This window comes from Candidatus Aminicenantes bacterium, assembly GCA_026393855.1.
Taxonomy (GTDB): domain Bacteria; phylum Acidobacteriota; class Aminicenantia; order Aminicenantales; family UBA4085; genus UBA4085.
In genome coordinates this window covers 1-20250 of sequence record JAPKZJ010000013.1, presented here as the reverse complement: position 1 = coordinate 20250, position 20250 = coordinate 1, and the positions used below count along the sequence as shown (strand labels likewise).

The following is a 20250-nucleotide window of genomic DNA, read 5'->3' as shown; positions in this document are numbered from 1 at the left end:
AACGGGACGTTGTTTTGTCATTGCGAACCCTCGCTTCCGGCGAGGGTGTGGCAATCCCGGAGAGGTCCCCACGTCAGGGCCTCGGGACGACAACAAAAACCCTTAGCGTTCCTCGGGATGACAATGAAAGCTCTTAGCACTCCTCGGGATGACATCTTGTCTTTATTCCCATCCCGTCCTGAAAATGATACAATGTCTGCTTCTTAGGGCGGGCTTTGCAGTCCTCGCTACGACAGCCGTTTCGGGGGTCGTAACGAGGGCGGTTTGCGCCCTGGAAAGAATCTATACAAACGGCCGCCGGTCGGCGAATCGTTTGGAGACGGCTTGGACAGCCCCCGAACCGGACTTATCTATTTGATAAGGATAGGTTTGGGAGGCAGTCCCCACGACTCTCGGAACTGGCATGATCTTTGCATAAATCATATGCGGAGGCTTAAAATGAGCAACCATAGAATCAAACTCTGGAGCATCCTGGCCGTCCTCGTGCTCTTCACCGCGGGCTTCGCTTCGGCCCAGGCCGGGCGCGGCATCGGCCACATCGGCGGCACGGTGACCGACCTCGAAGACAACCCCCTCGAAGGCGCCAAGGTGATCATCACTTTTTCCCAGAACGCGAGCCTGAAGCGGGACTGCCTGAGCAATAAAAAGGGCGAGTGGTCGTTCCTCGGACTCGGCACCGGCAACTGGAACCTGGTCTCATACGCCAAGGGCTTCGACCCGGTCAACCAGCCCATCTACGTCAGCCAGTTGGCCGTCAATCCTCCGGTTAGGATCAAGCTGAAAAAGTCCGAAAAGCCGGGCGGCGGCCTGATCGAGGACGAAGCCTCCTTCGCCTTCCTCGAAAACGGCAACAAGCTCTTCCGCGAGGGCAAGTATGACGAGGCCGTCGTCCAATTCGAGACCTTCATCCAGAAGAACCCCTTGGCCTACCAGGTTCGCCTCTCGATCGGCGACTGCTACCGCGAGAAGGGGGACTTCGAGAAGGCCACCGCAATCTATAACGAGATCATCGAGCGGTCCAAGACCGACGCCGCCCTGGGCAAGGACATGATGGCCAAGGCCATGGCCGGCCTGGGCAACATCATGCTCAAGCAGAACAAGCTCCCCGAGGCCCAGGACTACTTCAAGCAGTCCATCGAGGCCTCGCCCAAGGACGAGGTTCTGGCCTACAACGTCGGCGAGATTTTCTTCTCCAACCAGGGCTACGATGAGGCCATCAAGTACTTCACCCTGGCCTCCCAGATCAAGCCCGACTGGCCCGATTCCTACCTCAAGCTCGGCATGGTCTACCTGAACAAGGCGGACAACGCCAACGCCATCGCCAAGTTCGAAAAATTCCTGACCCTGGAGCCGGATGGTGACCGGGCCGCGCAGGCCAGGAGCATCCTGGGCATGATCAAGAAGTAAGCGCCTCCCCGTCCCGACTCGGGCCATCCGGCTCCGATCGGGACGGGGATTTTTTTGGCGAGGAAATCGGCCATGGCCAAGAAAAAGAAGAAGCCCGCCCCCAAAGCCGTCCCGCCGCCGGACCGGAAGCCGTTCCTGCTCCGGATTTGGCCGGTGCTTGTCGGGGGCGTCGTAATCGTCTCCGCCGCGGCCTACCTGCTGCTGCGGCCCAAGCCCGTCCCCATCGGCCGGGACAGCCGCCTCAATGTCGTCCTGATCACTCTGGACACGACCCGGGCCGACCGACTCGGATGCTACGGCTACGCCGAGGCCGCCACCCCCAACCTCGACGCCCTGGCCCGCAACGGCGTGCGCTTTGCCAAGGCCTATGCCCAGGTCCCTCTGACCCTGCCCTCGCACACCTCCATCATGACCGGGCTCAACCCCTACGCCCACGGCGTCCACAACAACGGCACCTACGCCCTGCCGCCGGAGACGCCGACCCTGGCCCAGACCCTGAAGGCCAAGGGATACCGGACGGCGGCCTTCACCGCCTCCTTCTCGGTCGACTCCCGGTTTGGCCTGGACAAGGGCTTCGACGTCTACGACGACGACATCCAGCCTGGTTCGCCCTTCAAGTCGGTCAACGGCGAACGCCGGGCCGAGCAGGTCCTGCAGGTCTTCGAGCCCTGGTTCGAAAAGAACGCCGCCGGGCCGGACCCGTTCTTCGCCTGGATCCACTTCTTCGATCCCCATCTCCCCTACAACCCCCCGTCGCCAATCCGCGAGGAGTTCGCCGGCCGGCCATACGACGGAGAAGTGGCCTACATGGACGCCATCGTCGGCCAGATCATGCGCCGTTTCAAGGCCAAAGGCCTGCTGGAGAAGACCCTGTTCGTCGCGGTGGGCGACCACGGCGAATCGTTCGGCGAAAAGGGCGAGTTTGGGCATGGCGTCTTTCTTTACGAGCCCGCCGTTCATGTCCCCTTGATCATCTACGCCGAAGGCCGGCTGCCCGCCGGCGTCGTCGTCCCGAGCCGCGTCCGCCTGATCGACATCCTGCCGACGGTCCTGGACATGCTGGAAACCCCCGTCCCCGAAAAAGTCCAGGGCACGAGCCTGATCCCCTACATTCAGGGCCGCAAGAAGGCCGACCTGGAAGTCTACCTGGAGACGTTCTACCCGCACGAGAACTTCGGCTGGGCCGCCCTGACCGGGCTCATCTCCGGGCCCTGGAAGTACATCGATGCGCCCAAGCGGGAGCTATACGACCTGCCCAACGATCCCCGCGAGGAGAAGAATATGGCCGGCCAGGGGACGACCGCCGGCGATCTGAAGGCCCGACTCCAGGCCGCACTTAAGGACGGCACGGTCTCGGCCCGGCGGACGCCGAGCGAGTCCGATAAGGCCCGGCTTCGATCCCTGGGTTACGTGGATTACTCCGATCCGTCGGGAAAATCCGGCGCGGCCGATCCCAAGGACAAGGTAGCCGAGCTGAAGATGGTCCAGGACGCGGAAGCGGCGGAATACGAAGGCCGCTTCGCCGAAGCTGTCGCGCTGCAGGCGAAAATGGTCGACCTGCGCCCCGACGCCGCCTCGAGCTATGTCGGCCTGGCCTTGGCCCAAGCCCGGCTCAAGGATTTCGAGGCGGCGGTCGCCACCCTGCGCAACGGCCTGGCCCGGCTGCCGGATTCCGAGCTGCTGATGACCCGCCTGGGCTATACCTACCTGGTGATGAGCCGGGCCGCCGATGCCTCCGCCGTCATGCAGAACATCCTGAAGATCAACCCCCGCTCGATGGACGCCCTGACCGGGATGGCCCTGATCCTGGAAGAGACGAAGCGCCCGGACGAGTCCCGCGGCTATTACGAGCGGGCCTTGGCGATCGAGCCCGAAAACAAGTTCGTCCGTTTGAGCTACGCGGGCAACCTGGCCGCGGCCGGGAGGCTTCCGGATGCGGCCAAGATTTACGTCACTCTGGTTCGGGACTATCCCCGGGACCCGGAGGTCTACCGATCCCTGGGAGTCTCGTACGCCCGGGCCAAGGAATTCGACAAGGCCATCGAGGCCTTCAACCAGATCATCGCCATGGGACCCGATCCTGACGCCACCTACAGCCTGGCCTTGTGCTATCGGGAGAAGGGCGACGCGGCGGAAGCCGTTCGCCATTTCGAGCGCTATCTGAACAATCCCAAGAACGAGCCCCCAGCCAAGATCCAAAGCGCGCGGGCGGAGATCGCCAGGCTCAAAGCCTCGGTCCGCTGAGATCGTCAGCGTTTCCGGGCCGCCTCGACTTTGGAGGCGGATCCGCCCAAGGCTAAGAATCGATCGAACGCCGCCTTGGCCGCCGCATCGTCGCCCATCGCCTGCCTCACCTTGCCGAGCTCCAGATAGGCATCCGGCGATCCCGGACGCCGGCGGACGGCCTCCTCGAGGGATTCCGCGGCCCGCTCCCGCTCGCCGCGATCAAACCGGATCGAGCCCAGGAGAACGAGCGCCCGATAGCCGATCGAGTCCGCCTGGACGTCCACTTCGTAGGCCAGGCCGGCCGCCTTGTCGGAAGTCCGCCGCTCGGTCGCCGCTGCGGGACGCTCCCGATCGAGCTCGACGGCCCGCAGAAGCTCGGCCTCGGCGCCGACTCTGTCGCCGGAAGCCAGGCGCGCGCAAGCCGAATTGAACCAAGCCGTCGGATCCTCCGGGGAAAAAGCCAAGGCCTCCGCATAGGTCGTGAGCGAGCGCTCGAAATCGCCCAGGTCGAAGTAGAGGCTGGCCAGGGCGTCGAGGGCGTCCCGATAATCGGGCTTGAGAGCGGCCGAGGCCCAAGCTCGCGGCAGGGCCGGCGCGAGGCGGTCCCGAGTGTGATGGAGCTGGGCCAGGTTGTATTGCAGGCTGGGAGAGCCCGCGTCGATCTCGAGATAGGCTTCGAGGTATCGGGCCGCATCATCAACCAGGCCTTCCCCCAGAAACCCGAAAAATCGATTGTTGATGAAGGCGGCGACGTCGGCGGGCTTGCCGCGCGGCTCGAAGCGCCACCGCGGCTCGAGCCCCCGCTGAAGCGCGGCCCAGGCCGCCGAAAGCTCGCGGCCCAGCTCGTCCGCTGGAAAATATCGTTCCCGCGACACGCCTTCCAAGAGCTCCCGAGCCCGGAAATCGTCGGGCGCCAGCCGCAAAACCCGATTCAGAATCGCGGCCGCCGCAGCTTTATGCCCCGCCCCCGACTCCACAATCGCCTGGGCCCGGAGCCACGAGGGGATAAAAGGCTTGAGCTCGACGGCGATCCCCAGGTATTCTTCGGCCGCCCGCCGGTCTCCCGCCGATTCCGCCGCGGCCGCCGCCAGCAAATAAAAATCCGGGTAAGCCCCGCCGGCATCGCAGGCTCCGAGCGCGGCCTCGATCGCTCCCGCCGCGTTTCCGGAACGCATCCGTCCCGCGGCGATGCGGAGAATACAATCGCGGGCCTCGTAGGACAGGCCCATTGCCCGCAAATAATAGGCCTCCGTATCCCGGGTCCAGCCGGATCTGGCCTCGGAAATCAGGCCCAATAAATAGGAGGGCAGACCCGCGTTCGGCGGGAAAAGAGACCGCGCCTGGCTTTCCCTTTGCGGTGCGATCTCGCGCAACCCCGGCGCGAAAGCCGGCGCCCAGAGCGGTTTGGCGCCGCGATCGGGGCGAAGCTTCACGGCGGCCGCCGCTTCGGCGGTTCGGGCGAAGGCTTCCGCTTCAGCCGATTTTCCCTCCTGATAGCGCCAAATAGCCGCCAGGGCCGACGCTTGCCAGACGAAGTCATCCGAAGGCTTGGCCTTCTCGTCTTTCAGAACGCGTTCGAGCGCCATCCAGGCGACTTCCCGACGGCCGAGCTTCCACAGCACGGCCGCCTGGCGAAGGCGCAGATCATGCAGCTCGGGATTCCGCTCCAAGGCTCGATTGGCCAACCGCAAGCCCATCTCGTAGTCCATTAAATCGAAGCTGTCCAGGGCGTCGCGGACGAGGGAGGCAACCGTTTGCGGCCCAGCGAAGAGCCCGGTCGAGAAAAGAAAGGAGAGAAGAATAATACATAAGCCATATGGCTTTATTGTAGTTACAACGAAGTCGCGTTTCGGTCGCATTGGGGTCAAATTATAATTGCGTTTCTCTTATTATACGAAACAAAACCAGAAATACTTATCCGTCATTGCGAGGACGACGCAGCGTCGGACGCGGCAACCTCTCGAGGTCCCCACGCCCTCGCCGGAGGCGAGGGCTCGGGACGACGATGAAATAATTGTCGTTGCGAGCGACCAAAGGGAGCGCGGCAAAAAAACCGCTTTGGATCAAACCGTCATTGCGAGAAGCGAAGCGACGTGGCAAAGAAGATGCTCGGCATCAATCCGTCATTGCGAGCGTTTCGCGTGGGGACCTCATCCACACAAAAAAAAACCCGGCCCCCCGAAGGGGGCCGGGTACATGACTTCGCTAAGCGCCGCTATTCCTCAGAAGGAAATGCGGGCGCCCATCCGCCAGGACCACGAGCCGTACCGGCTGTTCCACCAGCCGAACACGGGGTTGTCCCGGTTGATCGTGATCTTTTCCGCCATCCAGGTCCGCCAGTCTTTGTAGTTGGCCTTCTGACCGAGCAACTCGGCATCCGTCAGGCGCAACATGTTGTAGTTGGCCTGCATGGAGTAGCCCTGAATCGTCGAGGTGTTGGTAAAGTTGCTGATCGTGGCGTTCAGGTTGACCGAGTACTTCTTGGCGATCCGGAGGTTGTACTCGACGTACAGATCGGCCCACGCGGTAAACGGGGTCCGAGTGCCGGTGTCGAAGTATCCGTCGGGGAAGATCTGCATGTCGTTGAAGGACAAGGAGGTGGTCTTCGGCAGGCCGGAACGGCCGTAGCCGACCACACCGACCGTCAGGCCGAAGGGGAACGCGTAGGACGCGTAGGCCTTGATGTAGTGCGTGCGGTCGGAGGGCAGAACGCCGTCCAGGGGATTGCCGTGAATGTCGTAGCGTTCGAAATAGAGATCCCAATAACGCTCGACGTTCGGGGAGTTACGGCCGGCTTCGTCGGAAGACGACAGACCGCCGCAGTTACCGACCATGCGGCTCCAAGTGTAGTTGATGCCGCCCTGCCAGTTGTTGCTGAACCGTTTTTCGAGGGCCAGGTTGACGCCGTAGTACTCGCGCTTGGCCTTGGGGGCGGGCCAGAACTCGTCGGAGAAACGGCCGCCTTGGGACACGGGCTTCGTCCAGCCTTCGCCGGGGTTGGCGATGTAGTACTCTTCGCTGTAGTTGCCCTGGGCATCCTGCAGCAGCACGCCCACGTCCTCGATCGTCCGGATCAGATGCTTGTAAACCAACCGGGCGCTGAAGGAGATCTCTTCCGTGATCTTCTTGTCGGCGCCGAAGGACAGTTCGCTCTGGGAAACCGGTTTGAGGTCGGGGTCGGTGGTGTCCCAAGAAACCGTCCGCCAGTTGCGGGAACCCATGTAGGTGCCGCAAGCGGCCTGGTCGGCAGCGTTGGTGATATCGCCGGAAGCGGCGATCTTGGTGTAATCATAGTCGTTGAAGGTGTAGTAAGAGGTCCACCACTTGAAGCCGCCGTAGGCGCCTTCGGCCATGTACAGCTTCATGACGTCGTAGTAGATGCCGAAGCTTCCGAACACCTTCAAGCTGGAGTCGCCGAACACGTCATAAACGAGGCCGACGCGGGGGGCGAGCTTCTGGGCGAAGGAGAATTGGATGGGCTTGTAATCGGCATACTGCGGATCGTTGGTGGCCAGGGAGGGAATGTACTCGCTCTCCGTCCGGATGCCGAAGTTCAAGGTCAGCCGCTGGCCGATGGTCCAGGAATCCTGGAGGTACATGGCCCAGTTGTTGCTGGCGACGTTGAAGTTCGAGCCGTAGGGAGACTTGAAGTCGTTCCGGATCTGGTAGTTGCCGTACGTGCCCATGACGTTGGTGCCGTCGGGCATAACGTAGTTGGAACCCCAAACCAGGGCGACCAGGGGCGCGACGGGACCGGAGTCGACGTCCTCGTGCAGCCGGATGTACTGGAAGCCCGCCTTCCAAGCGTGCTCACCGGCCAGGTTGAGGTAGTACGTCAAATCCAGGTTCACGCTCATGCGGTCGTTGATGTACTTCTTGGTGACCGTCGTGCCGGCGCCGTTGCTCCAGCCGCTGTTATGCTTGAGATTATCCGGAATCTCCGCATAACCCGTGTTGGAGTTGGTGAATGCGTAGTACGTGCCGGGAACGAACAACTGCTGGTTGGTCGTGTTGGTCCGGAAATAGCCGAACCGGGCGCTGACCAGGAAGTTGTTGCTGACGGTGTAGTCGACGTTGGCGTTGCCCGACAGGTTGGGATAATCAAAGCCGGGCTGCTTGCCGGCGGTCAGAAGGCCCAGGCCCGTGGACGGGTTGATGGGGTTCCAATCCGGCCGGTAGGAGTAATACTTGGTCGACGTGCCGGTGAGGCCGGGGATGCTGCCGCGGTACTTGTAGAAGTTGCTGACCGCGCTGACCGACATGCGCATGCCCTTGATCGGGGCGGCCGTCAATTTGGCCTGCCAGTTCCAGTTGTTGTTCTTGTTGTAGAAATTGTACGTAACGCGGCCCTGGCGGGGGTCCAAGTTCGTGTCGCCCGGAATCTTCGGGGCCATGGCTCCACCGATGGGGTCAACGGTGAAGAACCGGTCGGCATAGGTGCGGTAGTAAACCGGGTTGAACGACCCGAAGAACCACAGCTTGTCCTTGAAGATGAAGCCGCTGAGGTTGAAGACGCCTTCGAACCGCTGGTAGTCGTCGCGGGTCTTGCCGCCGTTGAAATACAGGTCGTCCTGGTTGTAGTATTCGTAGTCGCTGGCATCATACGGCGAGGTGGCGTAGGGGCTCTGGCGCAGGCCGTCGCGAACCTTGCCCACCATCCACAGCTTCTGGTTATTGTAATAACCGAACACGTCGCCGTGGAACTCGTTGCCGCCCGAACGGCTGATGACGTTGACCACACCGCCCATCGAGCCGCCGAATTCGGCGTTGTAGCCGGAAGCCGTAACCTTGACTTCCTCCAGCTGCTCCATGACGATGCTCTGCGACTGGGTCCCGATGCGCATGTTGTTGACGTTGGTGCCGTCAACGTACCACATGTTCTCGGTGCCCGAGGCGCCGTCGACCGACAAGCCGCCCTGGTTGCCTTCATACTGAACGCCGGGAACCGTGGCCAAGAGGCCCGTGAAATCGCGGTTCCGGGGCAGCTGCATGAAGGTTTCCTTGGTCATCGTCGAGCCCTTGGTGGTGCTCTTGACGTCGATCAGGGGGCTTTGCCCGACGACCGTGATCTCCTCGGCCAGGGTGCTTTGGGTCAGCACGATGTCGAGGGTGATGGTCTGCTCGAGCTGCAGGATGACGCCCTCACGCTTGATCGACTTGAACCCTTGCAGGGTAAAAGTGACGGTGTACGTGCCGGAGGGCAGGGAGAAGAGGCGGTACGCGCCCGTCTCGTCGGAGACCGCGGCGGCCGTGCCGACCAGCTTGGAGCTCTCTGCGACGATGGAAACACCGGGGAGAGGAGCGCCTTGATCGTCTTTCACTTTTCCGACGATCTTGCCGGTCGGGGCCTGTGCGGACATAAACCCGACGAGGAGCAGAACCGCGAGCAAGGAATACAGGATCTTTTTCATGCTTGCGTTAAACTCCTTTTGTCCCATGAATCCCTTTGTTCAGGCGATTCCGGGATGAAGCCGGCCATGAGTCCTTGTTCCCAAGGCAGGCTTGGCGAAACCCGGGAGCGGTACTGAGCACCGGCTCCAGCCTTGCAGATGATGGCATCTGCCTAGTGTGATTCTCACCTCCTCATTTGTAGTGTGTTTTGACATAGAAATATAGATACCTTACGGCCATTTACTAAGCAATAATCATGCCAATGGTCGACATATCTCAATTACATTATAATCAACTATATAAATTGGTTTTACGAGCCCTTGGCATCAGCTAATAATCCATAATTATGGATAAAATCCAATTATTTGGATTTATCACGTCCTTGACATATCACAACCCGGAATCTATATTCATCGTGATATATTTGATTTGCCCTGGGTTAGGACATCAAAGCATGGAAATTCGGATGAAAATCAGGGGGTTGGTTCTCGACCCGACCTCGCATATGCCCATCGTCCTGCTGGAGGACGAGTCGGGTGGGAAGGTCATGCCTATCTGGATCGGGGCCTTCGAAGCCAACGCTATCGCCCTGATCATCGAAAATGTCCCCACGCCCCGGCCGATGACGCACGATCTGCTCAAGGCCTTCCTCAACCGGCTGGACATCGAAGTCGACCGGGTGGTCGTGACCGAGGTCCGCAACAGCACCTATTTCGCCTCCATCCATTGCCGTTCCGGAGAAGAAGCGCTCGTCTTCGACGCCCGGCCATCCGACGCCATCGCTTTGGCCCTGCGGACGGCTTCGCCCATCTTCGTCGACGCCGACGTGGTCGAGAAAAGCCTGGCCGCCCAGCGTGACGAATCGAGCCAGGGCGCGGAAGCCCTGCTCCGCTGGATGGAGCAATTGGGGCCGACGGAGCTGGGCAAATACAAAATGTAATCGCTCGGGGATGGGGAGCAAAACACGCTCACGCCCCCAGCGAGGGCGTTCGCTCCGCCGGCTCGGTCGCTCTCCCTGCCAAGGGCAGGGAACCATGCCCGCTTCCTCGCCGATTGGTTTTGCTCCCCATACCCCTCGCTCAAGCTAAAGAGTTTTCCGAGGCGCTATCGCGCGGATCGTCACAAAACAGCGAGGCGACTCAGCAACGCATCTAATGTTCAAAAACTAAAGAAAAAAGACCGGAAGTTGGTAAGGCTTAAGTCCTCACCCTTAGAAACAGCCACCCGCCCAACAGCCCGAAAACAATGTTCGGCCCCCAGCCCGCAAGCGGCGCGTTGAGGATGCCGACATAACCCAGGCTCCGGAAGACCCCCAGCATGACCCAATAAACGACGGCGATGCCCAGGCTGGCGGCGATGCCCACCAGCGCGCCCCGCTTGCCCATGGCGAAGGCGAAGGGCAGGCCGAGCAGCGTCATGACCAGTGCCACCCAGGGAAAGGCCAGCTTGACGGCCAGGTCCACCTGAAGGCGGCGCGCGTCGAACCCGAGGCCCTTGATCTCGCGGACATGGTCGCGGAGCTCGCCGTAGGTCATCTGCGCGGGCGCCTTAGTCTCGGCGAAAAAGAGGCTCTTGTCGTCGAGCAAGGGGATCTCCCGCTCCTTGAAGCGGTCGTAGGAACTTTGCCCGGCATCGCGGAACTCGCGGATCCAGCCGTCGCGCAGAACGATCTCCCCTCCGCGCAGCTCAGCCTTCTTGGCGAAGATTCGCCGCTTGATCGTCCAACGCTCGACGTCGAGGTCGAACATCTGGATCTCGCTCCAAGCCGCCTTGTCCGGGTCGAAGTATTGATAATGGTAGAAACGGTCGCGGGCCTTGTTGGCCACCCAGCGTCGGTTGAAGACGGTGATGGTCCGGGCCGGGACGTCGTTAAGCTCGTTCCACGCTTCCTGGGCCTTGCGGTTGGATCCGGGCAGAATCCGCTCCTGGAGATAAAAGGACAGCAGGCCGGCCAGCAGGGACATGGCCAGGGCCGGCGCCACGGCCCGGTAGACGCTGACGCCGCAGGCTTTCATCGCGGTCAGCTCGTTGGTCTTGGTCAACAGCCCGAATGTCAGCAGGGTGGCCGTCAGGGCCAGCACCGGAAGGCCGATATGGATGAACTCGGGCATCCGGGAGGCCACATAGGACAGGAGAAGTCCCATCGGTTTGGAATGCTCGTAGAGGTTGTCGATCTGCTCGAAGAAGGTGACGATGGCCGAGACGGCCAACAGGCTGGCGAAGGCCAGGCCAGCGATGAACAAGTATTTGCGGAGGATGTAGCGGTCGAGCGTGCGGAGCAGCGGCAGGCTCCGCCGGAGACGGGCCGTCGGCGCGGCGGAGACGGCCGCAGTCCCCGCGGCCGCCCCGGGCGTTCCGGCCGGCCTACGCCGGCGGGCCCGGCCGGCCAGGAACGGGATCTCCCGCGACGACGTCAAGAACAGCCAGGCCCCCAGAACCGCAAAGACGATATCGGCCCCCCACATCCCCAGCCAGGGCGCCACCCGGCCCTTGATGGCCAGGTTCTCACCGGCCGTGATCATGACATAGTAAAGGAAAATGATGACGATGCTGAGCGTGAACCCGCTGGTCCGGCCGCCCTTGCGTGTGGAAACCCCCAGCGGCAGGCCGAGAAAGACGAAGACCCAGCAGGCGAAGGGCAGCGAGAATTTCTTGTGGATTTCGACCGCGTGCCGGCGGACGTCCTCCGCCGCGGCCAGCCGGGTCATGGCGTTGCCGGCCCGCTTGGCGTCGGCGTCGCGGCCGACGCCCGCGCGCAGAGCCTCCCCTTCCCGGATTGCCTCGGCCAGCCTGGCCTCGGCTTCACGCCGGCTGACTCTGAGCTCGCCGATCGTCTTCTCCCGCTCCCGTTTGATTGCGGTGTAGCTGCCGAAGAGCTTCTCGCCGTCCAGCTCCTCCTCCACTTCGCCGGAGAGGGTCATGGGATAGCGATCGGGCTCGTCCAGGACGACGTCGTGTTGGACGACGTCGGACAGCCGGAGGACGGCCCGCCGGGATTCCGGCGACACGCTGAGCCGGCCTTTCCGGGCCATGGTGATGCGAGGCTCCATGCGCGATTCTCCAGAGGCGATAAAGACATCAGACCAGGCCCCGGACGGGTCGGTGTCCCGGTAGAAGATGGTCAGGCCCGGGATCGGCTCGTTGAAGATGCGCGGCGCCACCTGGGTCTCGGCCCGCTGGGCCAGGGCCGCGGCGAAGGTCTGCTGGAAGCGGTAGTTGGCGGCCGGCGCGGCCTGCAAAGTCAGGTAGGAGGTCGCAGCCCAGCCGGCCAGCCCGAAGAGAAGGAGCGGAGCCAGCAGCCGGCCATGGCTGACGCCCAGCGATTTGAAGGCGGTGATCTCGGAATCGGAGGACAGCCGGCTCAACCCGGCCAGGACACCCATCAGCACGGACATCGGGACGGTAAAGGCCAGAACGCCGGGGATGATGTCGACGAGGAGGCGCAGGGTTGTCCCCAGCGGCACGCCGCGGGCGATGAAGAGCTCCGGGTAAAGCAGGAGCTGATTCATCAGCAGGGCGAAGCTGTAGACGCCCAGGCCGACGAAAAACGGCGTCGTCACCTCGCGCAGGACATAGCGGTCGAATGATCGGGGAAACATGCCGAGTCCAAGATACCGGAATGGGGAGACGCGGTCAAACGGTCCCCCGGGGTGACGCCAAAAAAGACACATCTCCCGATTCCGGGAAACGCGGTCCGGAGTGTCGTCCCGGCGGCGCGGGTTCACCACTCCTTTTTACGCCAATCCGCTCGGCGCCTCGGAACTCCGCATTCGAGATCTCTCGGTCTTGGAGACAGCCCACTCCGATTCGACTTCGACAGATGGTCGCGTGCTCAAACAGCCCTCGGCGGCCGCTGGCTACCCTCGCGGAGAGGCGTAAAAAGCCGGAACCCGCGCGGTTTCGCCGTTGGCCGACACCCCGAACCGCTGCTGTTTCCCGGAATCGGGAGAAGAACAAAAAAAGCCCCCATCCTCCCGAAGGAGAATGGGGGCTGGATAACCCGGATTAGCGCTTAAGCGCTTAATACATATCGCCGCCGCCGCCGGGAGGCATCGGATAGCCGCCGCCCTTCTTGTCATCGTCGGGCAGTTCGGTGATGAGGCCCTCGGTGGTCAGCATCAGCCCGGCGATCGAGGCCGCATTCTGCAGGGCGATCCGGACGACCTTGGTCGGATCCAGGATGCCGGCCTTGATCATGTCCTCGTACCGCTCGGCCAGAGCGTTGAAGCCGACGTCCTGCTTCTGCTCGCGGACCTTTTCGACCACGATCGAGCCCTCGAGTCCGGCGTTGTTGGCGATCGTCCGGAGGGGCTCTTCGAGCGCGCGGCGGATGATGTCGGCGCCGATCTTCATATCGCCCTCGAGCTTGAGGCCCTCGAGCGACTTCTGGGACCGGAGTAGAGCGACACCGCCGCCGGGCACGATGCCCTCCTCGACGGCCGCCTTGGTGGCGTGCATGGCGTCCTCGACCCGGGCCTTCTTTTCCTTGAGCTCGGTCTCGGTGGCCGCGCCGACCTTGATCAGCGCGACGCCGCCGACCATCTTGGCCAGCCGCTCCTGCAGCTTCTCGCGGTCGTAGTCGGAGGTGGTGTCGTCGATCTGAGTCCGGATCTGCTTGATCCGGGCCTGGATGTCGGTGCCCTTGCCCTTGCCTTCGACGATGGTGGTGTTGTCCTTGTCGATGACGACCTTCTTGGCCTCGCCCAGCCAGTCCATCCCGACGTTCTCGAGCTTGACGCCGATGTCCTCGGTGATGACCTTGCCGCCGGTCAGAATGGCGATGTCTTCCAGCATGGCCTTGCGGCGATCGCCGAACCCGGGGGCCTTGACCGCGGCGCAAATGAAGGTGCCCTTGATTTTATTGACGACCAGGGTGGCCAGGGCCTCGCCCTCGACCTCTTCGGCCACGACGACGAGCGGCTTGCCCATCCGGGCCACGTTCTCGAGCAGCGGGAGGAATTCGCGCAGGTTGCTGATCTTCTTCTCGTGCAGGAGGATCAGCGGGTTCTCCAGGACGCATTCCATCCGGTCGGGATCGGTGATGAAGTAGGGCGAGAGGTAGCCGCGGTCGAACTGCATGCCCTCGACGATGTCCAGGTTCGTCTCCATGCCCTTGGCTTCCTCGACGGTGATGACGCCGTCCTTGCCGACCTTGGCCATGGCCTCGGCGATGATCTTGCCGATGCTCGCGTCGTTGTTGGCCGAGATGGCGCCGACCTGGGCGATCATCTCGCCGCTGACTTCGCGGCTGAGCTTCTTGAGGTCGCTGACGACGATCTCAACGGCCTTGTCGATGCCCTTCTTGATCATGGTCGGGTTGGAGCCGGCCGTGACGTAGCGGAGGCCTTCGGAATAGATGATCTGGGCCAGGACCGTGGCCGTGGTCGTGCCGTCGCCGGCGACGTCCGACGTCTTGGAGGCCACTTCCTTGACCAGCTGGGCGCCCATGTTCTCGAGGTGGTCCTTGAGCTCGACTTCCTTGGCCACCGTGACGCCGTCCTTGGTGCTGGTGGGGGAGCCGAACTTCTTGTCGATGACCACGTTCTTGCCGCGGGGGCCGAGAGTGGCCTTGACCAGGTTGCTCAAAACGTTGACGCCTTTGAGAAGGTGGTGCCGGGCGTCATCGCCTAAAAGAATTTGTTTAGCCATTGATATGTCTCCTTATGTATTCCGGGGTCTTAGGTGACGATGGCCAGGATCTCTTCCTCGCGGAGGATGAGATGCTCGACGCCTTCGATCATGACTTCGGTGCCGCTGTACTTGCCGATCAGGACCTTGTCGCCCTTCTTGACTTCCAACGGGACAACCTTGCCGTCTTCGTTGACCTTGCCCTTGCCGGCCGCGATGATCTCGGCCTGCTGGGGCTTTTCCTTGGCGGTGTCCGGGATGATAATGCCGCTGCGCCGGACTTCCTGTTCCTCGATCCTCTTGACCAGGACCCGGTCATATAACGGGGAAATCTTCATGAAAACCTCCTCCAAAATTGGGAATTTAGCAGTCTTGATAGACTGGTGCCAATATAACGAAAACAAGAGCCATTGTCAAGGGGAAAAACGCAAAAATTAGCAGACCTGAGCGTCGACTGCTAAAATTTCTTGATCTTAAGTGATTTGGCCCTGTTGTGGAGGGTATTTCGATGCAATCCGAGAGCTTTGGCCATCTCGGATTTGTTTCCGTCGTGCTTCTTCAAGGACGCCTCGAGATAGAGCTTTTGGAACTCCCTCTCGGCGTCCCGGAAGCGGACCCCCTTCTCGACCATATCCTCGATCAGGAGCTCCATCTTCTGATGGATGTTGAGCTCTTTAAATTTTTTGTCCATGGTCGACCCCGCCGGCGGAAATGTTCTCGTAAGCGCTCTTGATCTGGTCCTTGAGCTCTTGCGGGATGAACTGGACGACGGTCTTGGTGACTTGGTAGACAAGGGGAGCCATCTTAGACCCCATCAGGGCGCTTTTATTGACTGGGAACGCCAGCAGCGCAAAGACGACGGCCCCGGCCACGAGCACGCCCTCGAGGCAGCCGATGAGGCCGCCGAGGATGTGGTTGACGAAGCCGAGAGAGCCCTTGGTCGCCTTGGCGATCATCCCGGCCACGAAGCCGCCGGCGATGAGGACGGCCAGGAAGACCAGCAGGAATCCGACGAAGCTGGCCGCGGTCGGGTTCTTGATGAACTTCGCGGCGAAGGAGGCCACCGGGCCGTAGAAGCGCGCGGCGATCACGATCCCTAGGATGATGACGATCAGCCCGACCAGCTCACGGACGAATCCCTTGACCAATCCGATGACGACCGCCAGCAGAACGATTCCCGCCAGCGCGATGTCCAACCAGTTAAACGGCATGATCGGCCCTCCTCCTCGTTCGCAGTTCGTTTATCATTCCATAATGTCCGTCGCGAATCAAGCCGAAGGGCACCTGCGGCTTGACCCGGCCGTGGAAGTCCGAGCCGGCGGTCGCCACCAGTCCGAAGTCGCGGGCCGCGTCGGCGTAGAAGCGGGTCTGGGCCTGGTCGTGGTACGAGGTGAAGACCTCCAAGCCTTCCAGCCCGCGGGCGCGGAGCTTGGCCAGGTCGGCCCGAGTCGTGTTCTGGAAATAGGCGCCGGGATGGGAGAGCACCGGAACGGCGCCCGAAGCCGGCGCCTGATCGAGCACGTCGAGAAGCGGGATATGGCGCTTGGGGACGAACGCCGGCTTCCCCTCCATGAAGTAGTCGATGTAGAAGTATTTCGGGGCTCGGGGGCGGCCGGATTCGTCGTAGTAAACCGCAAGCCGCGGATCGCGCCGGGATTCCGGCTTGTCCAAAAGGACCTGAGCGATCTTGACTCCCAGCGGCGGAGTCGCGCCGACGGCGGCCGCGACCTCCTCCCAGGTCAAGTCGAGGCCCAGCCGCCGCAGATGGTCGACCCGCTCGCGGGCCTCGATCCAGCGGCCGTCGCTGACGGCGGCCGAGATGCGAGCCACGGCCGGGTGGCTCCAATCGAGGAGCGGCAGGAGGCAGTGAAACTCGCGGCCCTCGTATGTCGTCGTGACTTCCATGCCGGGGATGACTTCGACGGCGACCGCCCGGCCCAGCGCGATCGCTTCGGGATATGCGGCCACGGTGTCGTGATCGGCGAACGAGACGGCCACGAAGCCCGCGGCCCGGGCCATCGCGACGATTTGGGCGGTCGTAAATTCGCCGTCGCTGGAGAAGGTCGAGTGGATGTGGAAGTCGACGAAGCCGGGCTTCACTTTAGAGTTCGGCTTTCCCGGTCAGCAGGCGGAAGATCTCGAGATATTTTTCGGATGTTCTGGCGATGATGGCTGGGGGCAGGGCCGGCGGCTCGGATTGCTTGTCCCAACCGGTGGTCTCCAGGTAGTCGCGGACGAACTGCTTGTCCAGGCTGGGCTGGCCCTTGCCGGGCTCGTAGGAGGCCAGCGGCCAGAAGCGCGAGGAATCGGGGGTGAAGATCTCGTCGATCAGGATCAGGTCGTCGCCGTCCAGCCCGAACTCGAACTTGGTGTCGGCGATGATGATGCCCTTGGACAGGCCGTGCAGAGAGGCCTTCTGGAAAAGGTCCAGGCTGGTCTTGCGAACCTTCTTGGCCAGGGCCGAACCGACGGTCCGCTCCATCTCCTTGAAGGAGATGTTCTCGTCATGGCCCTGGTCGGCCTTGGTCGAGGGAGTAAAGATCGGCTCTTCCAGGCGGTCGGACTCGCGCAGGCCGGCCGGTAGCTTGAGGCCGCAGACTCGGCCGGATTTTTTATATTCCTTCCAGCCGGAGCCGGCCAGGTAGCCGCGCACGACGCACTCGATCGGCAGGGCTTTGGTCTTGCGGACCAGCATCGAGCGCTTGTCCAGGACGGCCCGGTGCGGCTGCAGGACGGCGGGAAAAGCGGCCGCGTCGGCCGTAACGACATGGTTCTCGACGATGAGCGAGGTATAGTCGAACCAGAACGCGGAGAGCTGGGTCAGGACCGCGCCCTTAAACGGGATGATCGAGGGCAGGACATAGTCGAAGGCCGAGATGCGGTCCGTGGCGACGATGAGCAGGTTCTCGCCAACCTCATAGACGTTCCGCACCTTGCCCTTCTTGAAGAGGGGCAAGCCGGGCAAGTCGATGTCGGCAAAATCTTGGGTCATGGGTCACCTTAGGACGTGATGGGTCGGCTCGAATCGTGGAAATGATACTCCAAAGGGGAAACCCAAATCAAACGGGCTCGGAGTATGGGGATTCGCTCTGGCGGAAATTTTTGCGCCGTTTCGGCTCGGTTTTCTCGGCGGCTCGGAACTCGCGTCCCGTGCTCGATCTTACGGATTTGGCCCGGGACACTCAAACATCCTCGCCGGCCGGCCTCTTTCCGGGCCGGCTGCCCTCGAAAATCGAGACAACGCAGCGAAATTTCCGCATCGGCGCTCAACCCCACACTCCTCGCCCAAGCATAAGAGCTTTTCTGAATGGCAGTCGTCCGTGCCCGCTCGGTCGCCCGGGCTATCGTCCGAGCCAGCCGCGGAGGATTGCGGCCTGCTCGGGGGTCGGATCCGGCAGGCGAACGATCCGGACCGAGGGAGCCGCCTGCCCGGCCCGGCCGGAGGGCGATGTTTGAGCGGTTGGAGGCGCCGCAACCGTCTCCAAGGCTAGGCCCGCGCAGCCCAGGTATTTGGCATAGTCGACCGGCTTGGCCGTGTCCGCATAAGAGAAGACTTCCGAGAGCGTTTCCCCGGCGGTTTTCTCGCAGACGGCCCGCAGCTCGGCTTCGGTAAAACCGCGCCCCTTTTCCCGGTAATACTCTTTATAGAGGGCCCTCATGACATCGTCCAGGGATCGAGCCCCGGCGGTCGCCTTGCGGATGGCCAGGTCGAGCAGCAGGCCGATCACGGCGCCCTTGTCGTAATAGGAGACCGTGGTCGCCGGATCGCCGCCGAAGGGACCTTGATCCCAGGAAACGTAGCTCGATTCGGCCGCCGACTGAACGAGCCGGCCGGGCCGCCGCTCGACGGCGGTGATGGGCGAGGCGGCGGCGGCCAGCATCTCGTCCTCGCCCAGGAAGCCGGCCCGCCGCATCACGATCGTCTCGTAATAGACGGTGAAGCCCTCCGCCATCCAGAGCATGCGGGTGCGATTCGGCCGGCTATAATCGAACGGGCCCAGCTCGAACGGCCGGATTCGCTTGACATTGTAATGATGGAAGTACTCGTGGGCCAGGTACTTGAGGGTGCCGCGGTGGGTCGCGGCCGAATAGCCGCTCAAGCCGCCGAGGGACACGGCCATGGAGCCGGCGTGCTCGATGCCCCCCCGGCCGGGACCGACGGCCAGGAAGGCGTAGCGCTTGTAAGGAATCTCGCCAAAAATCGAGACGGCCGCCTCGACCAGGCGTTTCAAGTCGGAGACGAAGGCGGAACGGTCAAACTCGCCCAAGTCGAAGCCGTAGAAGGCATGGGGCACGCCGCGCACCTCGAAGGACAGCCGCTCGAGATTTCCGATCAGGAAAGGGCTGTCGTAGAGGGCGTCGAAGTCGGGGGCGGCGAACGTGCGGGGTCTTCCGGGGACCGGGTCAAGGCCGGTCGCGACATCCTTCCAAAACGGACCGGGGTCGATCGTCACTATGACGGGCAGCCCGAGCCGCCTGTCCGGGTAGAGGAATACGCCCGGAGGGGCGATATAGGCCCGCTTCTCGTTCAGGCCGCTCTGAGTGATGAACGGGGCGGGAACCTTGATGTCATAGCGGATCGTGAAGCGGGCCGCTCGTCCCGTTTGTACGCGCCAGGCATCGGCGGCCGACTTCTCCCAGAAGAGCGGCCGGCCGCGTCCGTCGAGGGCCAGAAAGCCCTGGACGCCGGACGGGTAATCCATGACGCCGTAATAGCCCGGCATCCAGACGGGCATCCGAAAGCTTTGCGGCCCGCCGGGCCAGCCGTCGCAGCGGAGCTCGACGTGGAAAAGTCCCGCTGCCGGGTCCCCCACGGACACCGTGTAGGCCATGCTGAAGGGTACGGCGCCGCCCCGGCTTGTAACGGGCAGGGCAAGCATGCTCATTAAGAGGAAGCCAAGAATCATCCGTCGCTTCATCATCATCGAGACTCCGATCGAGCAGGGGGGTGGTCACCGGACGGGCGGATGCCGACGAAGCTGTAGATCCGGATGTCGGTCCGCCGGTCGCGGCGCCAGGAAAGTAGATTCGGATCGCAGTGGGTGCAGATACCGGAGGCATGAATCCGGCAAGCCTCGACGCCGGCCGCTTCGAGCTGGAGGCGATTGGCAGCCGGAAGATCGAGAAGGTAGCGGCCGGGGCGGCCGGGGATCGGGGCAAGATACGGCGCGGCGGCTTCGATGCCGCCGAAGGACGCCGCGACGTCTCCCCCCACTTCGTAGCAGGCGGGCCCGATGCAAGGACCCAAGGCCGCGATAAGGGAGGCCGGATCGGACCCGAATCGAGCCACGAGCGCAGCCACTGCGGCGGCGGCGATACGGGCCGCCGTGCCGCGCCAGCCGGCATGGACCGCAGCCACGGCCCGCCGTTCCGCATCGACGAGAAAAAACGGCAGGCAGTCGGCCGTCTTGATGATCAGAAGAAGCCCCGCCGTAGCCGTCATCAGGGCGTCGCCGTCGGTTTTGTCCGGCAGGACGTCGTCCACGGCCAGAACGTCGGCCGAGTGGACTTGGTGGAGAAGGACGGGCCGCATGCCGTTCGCCTCGGCCAGGTCGGCCAGGTCCGCTTCGTCGAACCGGCGGGTTCCGAAGCCATGGA

Annotated in this window: 14 protein-coding genes; 3 read left to right on the top strand and 11 right to left on the bottom strand. The window is 62.6% G+C overall.

Annotated features, from left to right (window positions below; all coding sequences use genetic code 11):
* The first annotated feature begins 438 nt into the window (after positions 1-438).
* Positions 439-1407, top strand: a complete 969-nt coding sequence (locus NTZ26_01945) for a tetratricopeptide repeat protein (GenBank protein ID MCX6559254.1) — start codon at positions 439-441, stop codon at positions 1405-1407.
* Positions 1408-1479: 72 nt separating this feature from the next.
* The gene (locus NTZ26_01940; protein ID MCX6559253.1) at positions 1480-3651 is read left to right on the top strand and encodes a sulfatase-like hydrolase/transferase; all 2172 of its coding nucleotides are present in this window, start codon (positions 1480-1482) and stop codon (positions 3649-3651) included.
* 5 nt (positions 3652-3656) lie between these two features.
* Here NTZ26_01940 and NTZ26_01935 read toward each other — a convergent pair whose 3' ends face one another.
* Together NTZ26_01935 and NTZ26_01930 are read right to left on the bottom strand one after the other, a co-directional pair.
* Positions 3657-5342: a tetratricopeptide repeat protein gene (locus NTZ26_01935; GenBank protein ID MCX6559252.1), complete on the bottom strand. Its 1686-nt coding sequence runs from the start codon at positions 5340-5342 to the stop codon at positions 3657-3659.
* Between the two features lie 513 nt (positions 5343-5855).
* A complete protein-coding gene (locus NTZ26_01930) occupies positions 5856-9044 on the bottom strand; it encodes a TonB-dependent receptor (GenBank protein MCX6559251.1) in 3189 nt (1062 codons plus the stop codon).
* A gap of 446 nt (positions 9045-9490) precedes the next feature.
* On the opposite strand from NTZ26_01930, the gene NTZ26_01925 reads away from it, so the two are divergent.
* Positions 9491-9964, top strand: coding sequence for a bifunctional nuclease family protein (locus NTZ26_01925; protein ID MCX6559250.1), 474 nt, complete (start codon positions 9491-9493; stop codon positions 9962-9964).
* Between the two features lie 256 nt (positions 9965-10220).
* Here NTZ26_01925 and NTZ26_01920 read toward each other — a convergent pair whose 3' ends face one another.
* The 9 genes from NTZ26_01920 to pgeF all read right to left on the bottom strand — a co-directional run.
* Positions 10221-12623, bottom strand: a complete 2403-nt coding sequence (locus NTZ26_01920) for an LptF/LptG family permease (protein MCX6559249.1) — start codon at positions 12621-12623, stop codon at positions 10221-10223.
* A 421-nt stretch (positions 12624-13044) separates the two neighbouring features.
* The gene (gene groL, locus NTZ26_01915; protein MCX6559248.1) at positions 13045-14673 is read right to left on the bottom strand and encodes a chaperonin GroEL; all 1629 of its coding nucleotides are present in this window, start codon (positions 14671-14673) and stop codon (positions 13045-13047) included.
* Between the two features lie 29 nt (positions 14674-14702).
* Entirely contained in the window at positions 14703-14990 is a 288-nt protein-coding gene (locus NTZ26_01910; protein ID MCX6559247.1) for a co-chaperone GroES, read from the bottom strand.
* Positions 14991-15109: 119 nt separating this feature from the next.
* Entirely contained in the window at positions 15110-15343 is a 234-nt protein-coding gene (locus NTZ26_01905; GenBank protein ID MCX6559246.1) for a helix-turn-helix domain-containing protein, read from the bottom strand.
* Positions 15327-15863, bottom strand: a complete 537-nt coding sequence (locus NTZ26_01900) for a CvpA family protein (GenBank protein MCX6559245.1) — start codon at positions 15861-15863, stop codon at positions 15327-15329. The genes NTZ26_01905 and NTZ26_01900 overlap by 17 nt, the downstream gene beginning before the upstream one ends.
* Entirely contained in the window at positions 15853-16752 is a 900-nt protein-coding gene (locus NTZ26_01895; protein MCX6559244.1) for a PHP domain-containing protein, read from the bottom strand. Before NTZ26_01895 ends, NTZ26_01900 begins: the two co-directional genes overlap by 11 nt.
* A gap of 1 nt (position 16753) precedes the next feature.
* Positions 16754-17644, bottom strand: a complete 891-nt coding sequence (locus NTZ26_01890) for a phosphoribosylaminoimidazolesuccinocarboxamide synthase (GenBank protein ID MCX6559243.1) — start codon at positions 17642-17644, stop codon at positions 16754-16756.
* Between the two features lie 349 nt (positions 17645-17993).
* Entirely contained in the window at positions 17994-19577 is a 1584-nt protein-coding gene (locus tag NTZ26_01885) for a M61 family peptidase (GenBank protein MCX6559242.1), read from the bottom strand.
* Positions 19574-20250: peptidoglycan editing factor PgeF (gene pgeF / locus NTZ26_01880; protein ID MCX6559241.1), on the bottom strand; the 677-nt coding region annotated here is incomplete at its 5' end. The genes pgeF and NTZ26_01885, both read right to left, overlap by 4 nt.

Bases quoted from the DNA above. Each gene is read 5' to 3' on its own strand.
- NTZ26_01945 (MCX6559254.1), top strand. From the start codon at position 439: ATGAGCAACCATAGAATCAAACTCTGGAGCATCCTGGCCGTCCTCGTG.
- NTZ26_01940 (MCX6559253.1), top strand. From the start codon at position 1,480: ATGGCCAAGAAAAAGAAGAAGCCCGCCCCCAAAGCCGTCCCGCCGCCG.
- NTZ26_01935 (MCX6559252.1), bottom strand. From the start codon at position 5,342: ATGGACTACGAGATGGGCTTGCGGTTGGCCAATCGAGCCTTGGAGCGG.
- NTZ26_01930 (MCX6559251.1), bottom strand. From the start codon at position 9,044: ATGAAAAAGATCCTGTATTCCTTGCTCGCGGTTCTGCTCCTCGTCGGG.
- NTZ26_01925 (MCX6559250.1), top strand. From the start codon at position 9,491: ATGAAAATCAGGGGGTTGGTTCTCGACCCGACCTCGCATATGCCCATC.
- NTZ26_01920 (MCX6559249.1), bottom strand. From the start codon at position 12,623: ATGTTTCCCCGATCATTCGACCGCTATGTCCTGCGCGAGGTGACGACG.
- groL (MCX6559248.1), bottom strand. From the start codon at position 14,673: ATGGCTAAACAAATTCTTTTAGGCGATGACGCCCGGCACCACCTTCTC.
- NTZ26_01910 (MCX6559247.1), bottom strand. From the start codon at position 14,990: ATGAAGATTTCCCCGTTATATGACCGGGTCCTGGTCAAGAGGATCGAG.
- NTZ26_01905 (MCX6559246.1), bottom strand. From the start codon at position 15,343: ATGGACAAAAAATTTAAAGAGCTCAACATCCATCAGAAGATGGAGCTC.
- NTZ26_01900 (MCX6559245.1), bottom strand. From the start codon at position 15,863: ATGCCGTTTAACTGGTTGGACATCGCGCTGGCGGGAATCGTTCTGCTG.
- NTZ26_01890 (MCX6559243.1), bottom strand. From the start codon at position 17,644: ATGACCCAAGATTTTGCCGACATCGACTTGCCCGGCTTGCCCCTCTTC.
- NTZ26_01885 (MCX6559242.1), bottom strand. From the start codon at position 19,577: ATGATGATGAAGCGACGGATGATTCTTGGCTTCCTCTTAATGAGCATG.